Annotated in this window: 10 protein-coding genes; 5 read left to right on the forward strand and 5 right to left on the reverse strand. The window is 65.3% G+C overall.

What is annotated here, in order from left to right:
• The first annotated feature begins 81 nt into the window (after positions 1-81).
• On the forward strand, positions 82-864 hold the full coding sequence (locus AC062T_RS06270) for a uroporphyrinogen-III synthase (protein ID WP_476028400.1): 783 nt from the start codon (positions 82-84) through the stop codon (positions 862-864).
• Between the two features lie 19 nt (positions 865-883).
• On the opposite strand, the gene AC062T_RS06275 is transcribed toward AC062T_RS06270, so the two are convergent.
• From AC062T_RS06275 to AC062T_RS06285, 3 genes are read right to left on the reverse strand one after another with little or no spacing between them, the layout of a single operon-like run.
• Entirely contained in the window at positions 884-1,906 is a 1,023-nt protein-coding gene (locus AC062T_RS06275; protein ID WP_476028402.1) for an MDR family oxidoreductase, read from the reverse strand.
• A gap of 54 nt (positions 1,907-1,960) precedes the next feature.
• Entirely contained in the window at positions 1,961-2,371 is a 411-nt protein-coding gene (gene panD, locus AC062T_RS06280; RefSeq protein WP_476028404.1) for an aspartate 1-decarboxylase, read from the reverse strand.
• Positions 2,372-2,407: 36 nt separating this feature from the next.
• Positions 2,408-3,433 carry a 6-phosphofructokinase gene (locus AC062T_RS06285; RefSeq protein WP_108514586.1) on the reverse strand — a complete coding sequence of 342 codons (1,026 nt, stop codon included), beginning with the start codon at positions 3,431-3,433 and terminating at the stop codon, positions 2,408-2,410.
• Positions 3,434-3,569: 136 nt separating this feature from the next.
• On the opposite strand from AC062T_RS06285, the gene AC062T_RS06290 reads away from it, so the two are divergent.
• Together AC062T_RS06290 and AC062T_RS06295 are read left to right on the forward strand one after the other, a co-directional pair.
• Positions 3,570-3,959: a hypothetical protein gene (locus tag AC062T_RS06290; protein WP_476028405.1), complete on the forward strand. Its 390-nt coding sequence runs from the start codon at positions 3,570-3,572 to the stop codon at positions 3,957-3,959.
• A 101-nt stretch (positions 3,960-4,060) separates the two neighbouring features.
• The gene (locus tag AC062T_RS06295; protein WP_476028407.1) at positions 4,061-4,390 is read left to right on the forward strand and encodes a hypothetical protein; all 330 of its coding nucleotides are present in this window, start codon (positions 4,061-4,063) and stop codon (positions 4,388-4,390) included.
• Positions 4,391-4,461: 71 nt separating this feature from the next.
• On the opposite strand, the gene trhO is transcribed toward AC062T_RS06295, so the two are convergent.
• Positions 4,462-5,337: an oxygen-dependent tRNA uridine(34) hydroxylase TrhO gene (trhO, locus tag AC062T_RS06300; protein WP_476028409.1), complete on the reverse strand. Its 876-nt coding sequence runs from the start codon at positions 5,335-5,337 to the stop codon at positions 4,462-4,464.
• 77 nt (positions 5,338-5,414) lie between these two features.
• Between trhO and AC062T_RS06305 the strand changes: the two genes are divergently transcribed.
• Positions 5,415-5,960 (forward strand): acyl-CoA thioesterase, encoded by a 546-nt coding sequence (locus AC062T_RS06305; protein WP_476028411.1) that lies wholly within the window; start codon positions 5,415-5,417, stop codon positions 5,958-5,960.
• 3 nt (positions 5,961-5,963) lie between these two features.
• Here the strand turns inward: AC062T_RS06305 and AC062T_RS06310 are convergent, their stop codons facing one another.
• Positions 5,964-6,209 (reverse strand): hypothetical protein, encoded by a 246-nt coding sequence (locus AC062T_RS06310; RefSeq protein WP_476028413.1) that lies wholly within the window; start codon positions 6,207-6,209, stop codon positions 5,964-5,966.
• A gap of 113 nt (positions 6,210-6,322) precedes the next feature.
• Here AC062T_RS06310 and AC062T_RS06315 point away from each other — a divergent pair.
• On the forward strand, positions 6,323-8,476 hold a 2,154-nt coding region (locus AC062T_RS06315; RefSeq protein ID WP_476028415.1), incomplete at its 3' end, for a proline dehydrogenase family protein.

Below are 8,476 nucleotides of genomic sequence, written 5' to 3' on the forward strand. Positions count from 1 at the left end.
CCCGTGCCGCCCCCGGCGGGGTCCGCCCCGCCCCGGGGCCTTCGGTTTGGACACGGGCGCGCGGAGGGGCAGGATGGGGATATGACCCCCCTTCGCCCGGCAAAGCCGTTGACCGGTTGGCGCGTGCTCGTGCCCCGCGGCGGCGCCTACGGCGAGAACGTCGCCGCAACGCTTCGTAGCTTCGGTGCGACCGCAGTTGTTGCTCCGATGATCAACTTCTCCATGCCAGAAGACACCGCCCCGCTCGACACCGCGCTGGAGCGCCTCGAGGCGGGCTTCTATGACTGGCTCGTCGTGAGCAGCGCGACGTCGGTTGACGTGCTCAACCAGCGGGGAGTGCAGGTGCCGGCGCGCACCAGCATCGCCTGCGTTGGAGAAACGGCTCGCGCGGCACTCACCCTCGCCGGCTACGAGGTGGACTTCGTGCCGAGCCTCGACAACTCTCCGCGCGGACTTCTGCGTGAGTGGCCAGAGGATGCCCGCGGCGGAACCGCTCTGGTTCCCCTGGCCGGAGATATCGGCTCGCACGGGCTAGAGGGTCTCGGCGAATTAGACCTCGATGTCGACTTTGTCGTTTCGCATCGCGTCATCGGCATTCCCGTCGCCGACCGGGTCAAGGCTGATGTCGCCTCCGGCCGCATCAGCGCCATCCTGATCAGCTCGGGAATTGTGGCCCGCGAGGTTACCGAGCAGCTCGGAGCCCTGCCCGAGACCACGGTTGTGGCCTGCATCGGGCCGCGCACGGCATTCGATGCCAGGGCTGCGGGCCTCACGGTCGATGTGATCTCAGACGACCGCACAGCGGAAACGCTGGTCGAGGCCCTCGCCGAGTATGCGCGCGAGCGCCCGGCTGACGCGCAGTAGGGCACACCGCCCGCGCTGACTAGGCTCGAACGTCGACCACGGTGCGGCCGCGAACTCCTCCTTCGAGGATGCGGGCGGCCTCGTCGATAGCCGCCTCGAGCGGAACCGTGGTGGTGAGCGAGTCGAGCGCGTCGAGGTCAAGGTCCCGCGCCAATCGCGCCCACGCCGTTTCGCGCAGCGGCAGGGGAGCCAGCACGGAATTGATGCCGAGGAGCTTGACGCCCCGAAGGATGAACGGCATCACGGTTGTGGGTAGGTCGGCGCTCTGAGCGAGTCCGCACGAGGCGACAGCGCCGTCGTAGTTGGTCTGCGCGAGCACATTGGCGAGGGTCGCACCGCCGACCGCGTCGATGGCCGCCGCCCACCGCTGCTTTTGCAGAGGGCGACCAGCGGCAGAAAGTTCCGACCGGTCGATGATGTCCGAGGCGCCGAGAGCACGAAGGTAATCCGCCTGCTCCGGCCGACCGGTCGAGGCAGTGACGCTGTGGCCGAGCCGCGACAGCAGGAGCGTTGCGATTGATCCCACACCGCCGGCTGCGCCGGTAACCAATACCGGGCCCTCTGCCTCGAGCGCGCCCGACCTCTCAAGGGCAAGCACTGCCAGCATGGCGGTGAACCCCGCGGTGCCGATAGCGGCGGCGCGGGCTGCGCTAATGGTGCTGGGCAGGGGGACGAGCCACTCCGACTTGACGCGCGCGCGTTCCGCTAGCCCGCCGTGAAAGCTCTCGCCGATGCCCCAGCCGGTGACAACGACGGGGTCGCCGACCGCGAATCTGGGCGCAGCATCCGCAGTATCCGTGCCGCTGGTGTCAATGGAGGCGATGGTGCCGACGAGGTCGATTCCCGGGATGAGCGGGTATTCGCGGATCACCCCTGGCCTGCCCATGATCGCCAGGCCGTCCTTGTAGTTGATGCCCGAATACTCGATGTCGACGATCACATCGCCGGGCGCTCGCTCATCATCGTGCAGCACGGAGTCGTCGAGCTCCGTGAGCTCGGTGGTGATGGCATCGTTGGTCTGAGAAGTCCACAGGGCACGCATGGGAATCACCCTAACCGGGTGTGCCGTGCCGCGACCAGGGGTCGCCGCGCGTGGCTAGAGAGCGAGAGGAGGGCGCTCGCCGGATGTGCCGGTGGCGTCGGCCGGGTCGGTGCCCAGGTGCACAATGCGGTTGTCGGCATCCACGTGCACGATCGACGGCTCGAACTCGCGCGCCTCGTCGGGGGTCATCTGCGCATAGGCGATGAGGATGACGATGTCACCGGGGTGCACGAGGTGCGCCGCAGCCCCATTGATCGAGATCACGCCGCTGCCGGGTTCGCCCGCAATTGTGTAGGTCTCGAGCCGAGCGCCGTTGGTCACGTCGACGATGGAGACCTGCTCGCCGGGCAGAATTCCGGATGCCTCAAGCAGCAGGCTGTCGACCGTTACGGATCCGACGTAGTGGAGGTCGGCCTGGGTGACGGTCGCGCGGTGGACCTTGGCCTTGAGCATAGTGAGCAGCATTTCGCTCTCAAGGCTAGCGGCACCCCGCTGAAAGGACTACCCGAACAGCACCCGGGCCTCGTCGTAGCGGTGCTGCGGCACTGTCTTGAGCTGGCCGAGGGCATCCTCGAACGGAACGGTGATGATGTCGGTTCCCCTCAGGGCCACCATCTTTCCCCACTGCTTGGTGCGCGCGAGTTCGAGCACCGACATGCCCAGCCGGGTGGCGAGCACACGGTCGTAGGAGGTGGGGGTGCCGCCGCGCTGAATGTGGCCGAGGGTCGTTGCCCTGGTCTCGATTCCTGTGCGCTCCTCGATCATGGGGGCGAGCATTTCGCCGATGCCGCCGAGCCGGGGTCGGCCGAAGGCGTCGAGCCCGCGCTCGTGGTGAGTGTCATCCATCGTGTCGAGCAAGAATCCCTCAGACACGACCACGAGCGGCGCGCGACCGCGGTCGCTGGCGCTGGTCACCCATTCGATGATCTGATCCATCGACGTCTTCTGCTCGGGGATGAGGATGGCGTGCGCCCCGGCTGCCATGCCCGAGTGCAGGGCGATCCAGCCCACATGTCGGCCCATTACCTCGGCGATCATGCAGCGGCCATGGGCATCGCCGGTGGTGCGCAAGCGGTCCATAGCATCCGTTGCGATCTGCACTGCGGTGTCGAAGCCGAATGTGTAGTCGGTTGCGGAGATGTCGTTGTCGATGGTCTTGGGAACGCCGACGATGGGCAGGCCTGCATCGCTGAGACGGCGGGCCGCGGCGAGGGTGCCCTCTCCGCCGATCGCGATGATCGATTCGATGTCGTTGCGCTCAAGCACCTCGCGAATGCGGTCAGGGCCGCCATTGCCCTCGAAGGGGTTAGTGCGGGAGGTGCCCAGGATGGTTCCGCCCTGCTTGGAGATTCCTCTGACCTCGTGGCGGCCCAGCGGCAGCAGCTCTTCTTCTATGACGCCGCGCCACCCACTGCGGAATCCCACGAACTCCTGGTTGTACATTTTGTCGCCCTTGAGGACGGCACCGCGGATGACGGCGTTGAGTCCGGGGGCGTCGCCGCCGCTGGTGAGGATTCCTATGCGCATGAACCCATCTTGGTAGAAGAGGGTCGTCGGCGCGAGGGGCGCCCCCCAAAAGTAGGGTGGCGGCATGAGCATCGCTCGCGATACAGTCTGCGCAACCGTGTAAGTCCACGAGCGTCGTCGCACTGATGGGGGAGCAATGAGCGCAGAGGAGTCGGTACTCAACGACGAACTCGAACCAACCGAGCCTTTTGCCTCGGGTGCGGTGCCGACCGTCGACGTAACGGCGCACGATGATGACGACGAGAAGGATCCCGGCAAAGTTCTGGGCATCGTCGGCATAGTGCTCAGCCTCGCGCTTGGCCTCATCGGTGTTGCGCTAGGCATTGTGTCGTACAAAAAGTCCCGAGCCGTCGGATTTCCCGGCACCCTGGGAACGGTTTCGATCATCGTGGGCGTGGTTACGACGGTGTTGCTGGTGCTGCAGTTGGTGCTGCTCTCGACCAACAACGGAATTGGCGGCGCTTGCGACGGCCGCAAGGCTGGCGTTTACACCCTGGATAACGGCACCAGGATCAGCTGCCAGTAGAGTCAACACCGATTGATATACCGCAGCGCCCGTCGCTGGACAGAACCACCGCGCTGACGCTGTCGCGCTCATTCACCAACAATCACCAAACGAGGAATCACATGACCGAAACCACCGCTGTTAACCCACCTGTCGCCCCCGCCGTTAACCCCGGCAAGACCCTCGGAATTGTCGGCCTCGTGCTCTCGATTCTCCAGTTCAACGTCATCTCGCTCGTCATCAGCATCATTGCCCTGGTGAAGTCGAAGAAGGCCGGCATGGGCAACGGATTCGCCATCGGCGGCATCATCATCTCCATCCTTACGATCATCGGCGGCATCATCCTGATCGTTGCCATCGTCGGTGCAGCAGCAGCACTGAGCGCGCAGTGTGCCGAGGTCGGCCCCGGTGTCTGGGAGCTCGACAACGGACTCACCGTCACCTGCCCGTAAGCAGGCTCGCACAGACCGCAGAAGCGAAACGCCCCGAGGCAGCTCGGGGCGTTTCGTCGTTTAAGCCCTGGCTAAACAGAGACGAGCGGATGCTCGGCGCACGCCGCGCTCTCGATGTGCTCGTCGCACACCACCATCTGCACTCGGCACGACAGGTCGTGACAATTGGTCATGCGGCTCGAGGCTGCACCACACAGGAAGCACTCACCGATCGTGACCGCGTTGTCGGAGAACTGCACGGCCATCCTCTGGTCGAAAACATAGAGCGAACCGTCCCACAGGCCAGAGTCGCCAAACTTCTCGCCGTAGCGAACGATGCCGCCATCGAGTTGGTAGACCTCATTGAATCCGCGGTTGCGCATGAGGCTCGTGAGGACCTCGCACCGGATGCCGCCGGTGCAGTAGGTGACGATCGGCTCGTCCTTGAGGTGGTCGTATTTGCCGCTCTCGATCTCGGCGACAAAATCGCGGGTCGTCTCGACATCGGGCACGATCGCACCGCGGAACCGCCCGATCTCGGCCTCGAACGCGTTGCGTCCGTCGAAGAAGGTGACCTGCTTCGCTTCTACGAGTTCGTGCAACTGCTCGGGGGAGAGGCGCTGGCCGCCGCCCACGACGCCGTCGGCATTCACTTCGATCTCTCCGGGGGCACCAAAGCTCACGAGTTCGTCGCGAACACGCACGCTCAGGCGGGGAAAGTCGTCTCCCTGGCCGTCGCTCCACTTGACGTCCATACTCTTGAACGGCGCGTACTCTCGCGTCTTGCGCAGATAACGCTTGACCGCGGCGATGTCACCGCCGACGGTTCCGTTGATGCCGTGCTCCGAAATGAGGATGCGGCCGGTCAGCCCGAGACCCTCGCACAGGTCGCGCTGCCACAGGCGAATCGCCTCGGGGTCGGCAAGCGGAGTGAAACAGTAATAGAGCAGGATTTTCGGCACGGACACTGCATGATTCTAGGCGGCGATTGTTGCAAGTCCACAGTCGACTGGGTGGGCGCAGAGCCCCCGGCTAGCCTGACCACGTGAACCTGATCTGGCGTACCCTGTTGCATTTCTTTCTCTCCCGCCGACGTTCGCCCCTCGGGCCCTTCGATGTGTCATCGACCTCGTTTCGGGTGTTGCCGACAGACCTCGATACCAACCGCCATATGAACAATGGACGCTATCTTTCGATCTCCGATCTCGGGCGGCTCGATCTGCTTCGACGCACCGGGGTCTTTGCCACGGTGATGCGCAACGGGTGGTACCCCGTCGTGCAGAGCTCATCGATGACGCACAGAAAGTCGCTCATGCCGTGGCAGAAATTCGAGGTGGAATCTAAGGTTTCTGGTTTTGACGACAGGGCCGTCTACATGGAGCAACGCTTCGTGGTGAAGGGCGAGATCTACGCCTCGATCGTCCTGAAGGCCCGCTTTCTCAAGCGAACGGGCGGCACAGTTCCTATGGACGAACTCGTCGCTGCGCTTGGCTTTGATGCCCCGCACACGGAGCCGGCGGAGTGGGTGCAACGGTGGGCTCAGGATGCCGCGCTGCCGTCGACGCGGCAGCCAGCGCCGAGCGAGTGGTAGCCGCTATACGTCGGGATCGCTGAGGTCGTAAGGCTGTGTCGGGTCGCTATCGATCTCGACATCTTCTACGAACTCTGCATCTTCTGCGGACTCAACGTCTTCCACGTACTCTGCATCGCTCACATCCGCATCGGAGACGTCGCTAGTCTCCGCCGCAAACAACTGGTCGGCAGCCTCATTCGACGCCGCTGCGGCGGCTGGATCCCACGCCGCAGCACCGCCCTGGTTTGCATAGGGGTCGAAGGTCATGCCCTGAGTCAACCAGCCTGCGCTGCACACGTAAAGGCGATTCGGTGCCTGCACAGCGGCTCCACAGCGGGCGTCCTGCGCCGATTCTCGGGCCACACAAGTACCCTCGAAGCATGCAACCGACCGCGTCGCAGCCCCCCACCAACGCAGCCGAACTCGCAGAAGCATCCGTTTCTACCGTGCGCCAATGGCTTGCGGAGCGCCCCGCCGCCGACGAGTCGGGCGCCGAACGTGATGCCCGCCGACTCTCATCCCTCATGCGGGATGCCGATGTTCGCGCCATGACGATCGACTTTGTCGACCGTGTGATGCGCCCCCACGACCTGCGGGTCGCCGGCCGCAACTTCGAGATCCTGTCCCGTGAGCTGCCCGAGTCTCTCGCGCCCTGGGCCCGGATTCTCATGCAACTGGGCGGAGGCTTCTCGCTGCTCCTGCCCTGGCCCTTCGTGCCGATGAGCAGGGCAGTCTTCCGCAGGATCACGCGTCACTTCATGCTCGATGCCGACCCTCGCCACCTGGAGAAAAGGCTCGCAGAGCTCAAGGAGCGCGGCGTGCGCGTGACGGTGACGATGCTGGGTGACGCCATCACCACGAGCGACGATGCCGAGCGCCACCTCAGCGAGGCCAGGGAACTGCTCGCTCGCCCCGACATCGATCAGCTCTCCCTCTCGATCGCGGCAATCGCGGGCCGTACCAACACGTGGGCGCACGACGAATCCCGGGCGAGAGTCATCGATCGTCTTGAGCCGCTCTATGAGTTCGCGGCATCGTCTGCCGCCACAAAGTTCATCTGTCTCGACACCCTCGACTACGGGGACGTTGAGCTGAGCCTCGATGCCTTCAGGACGCTGCTCGATCGGCCCAAGCTCAAGAACTATGAGGCCGGCATTGTGGTGCAGGCCTATCTGCCCGATGCGCTGGAGCGCTATCAGCGGCTCACCGAATGGGCCATTGCTCGACGGGCTGCGGGCGGCGCCGGAATCAAAGTGCGGCTCGTCAAGGGGGCGAATCTCGCGCAGGAGCGAGCTGAATCAGAGCCAGCGGGCTGGCCACAGGCGCCGGTGGACTCCCGTCTCGCCGCGGATACCAACTTCAAGCGGGTGCTCGACTGGGCGCTGACGCCCGAGCGCACCGACGCGGTGAAGGTGGGCATCGGCACCCACAACCTTTTTGAGATCGCCTATGCCCAGCAGCTCGCCGAGGCTCGCGGGGTCTCTCACCGGGTCGACTACGAAATGCTGCTCGGCATGACGCTGAACAACGTCCCGCTGGTGGCATCCCGCACAGGAGGGGTGCTGCTCTCCGCGCCCATCGTCTCCGTCCACGACGCGGCGTCGGCGGCCGGATATCTGTGTCGCAGGCTCGACGAGATCGGCGACGAGAGCAACTTCGCCTCAGCCGCCGACTCCATGGCCACGGATGCTGCGCTCTTTGACCGCGAAGCATCCCGGTTCCTCCGCTCCGTGGAGGCGCTCGCAGAGCCCGCTCCGCCGGCCGCGCGGGTGCAAAACCGCGAAACCCCGGATGGTGCCGTCGACATTGCCCGCACGGATCCCACGGTCGCGGCGAACAGGGCGTGGGCTCGCGGCATTCTGCAGCGATCGACCCAATCTGCGCTGCAGGCCACCGATGTGCAGGGCGCGGTGGTGCGAGAGGTTTCTGCCCTCGAGCGAATCGTCGCCGACACCGCCGCAGCCGCTCCGGGGTGGGCTGGAAGGTCAGCGGCAGACCGAGCCGTGACGATGGAGGAGATCGCGCTCGTGCTCGACGCCTATCGCGCGCGCATCATCGAGGTGCTCGTGAGCGAGGTCGGAGCCACGGTGACGGAGGCGGATGCCGAGGCCAGCCGCGCCTCATGGCTCGCCCGCGAGTATGCGCGGCGTGTGCATGAGCTCGATGACGTGGAGAATGCCGCCTTTATGGCGGTGCCCGTGAGCCTCGTTGCGCCCTCGTGGACGAGTCCCGTCGCGGACACCGTTGACGGAGTGCTCTCGGCGCTTTCCGCTGGCTCCGCAGCAATTGTGCAGCCCGCGCATCAGGCTCAGCGCAGCGCGTCGCTCGTGATTGCCGCGATCCACGAGGCCGGAATCGACCACGCCCTCGTGGCGATGGTCGCGCCAGAAGATGCAACGATTGCCCGCGCCGCGGTAGCTCACCCTGCGATCGGCCGCGTGAGCTTCTGGGGCGACCGAGACACCGCGGCCCTGCTGCGGTCGTGGAGGCCCGAACGCCCCGCAATCGGCGACAGTGTGGGCATCGCATCCGTG

Source organism: Homoserinimonas sp., assembly GCF_056262345.1.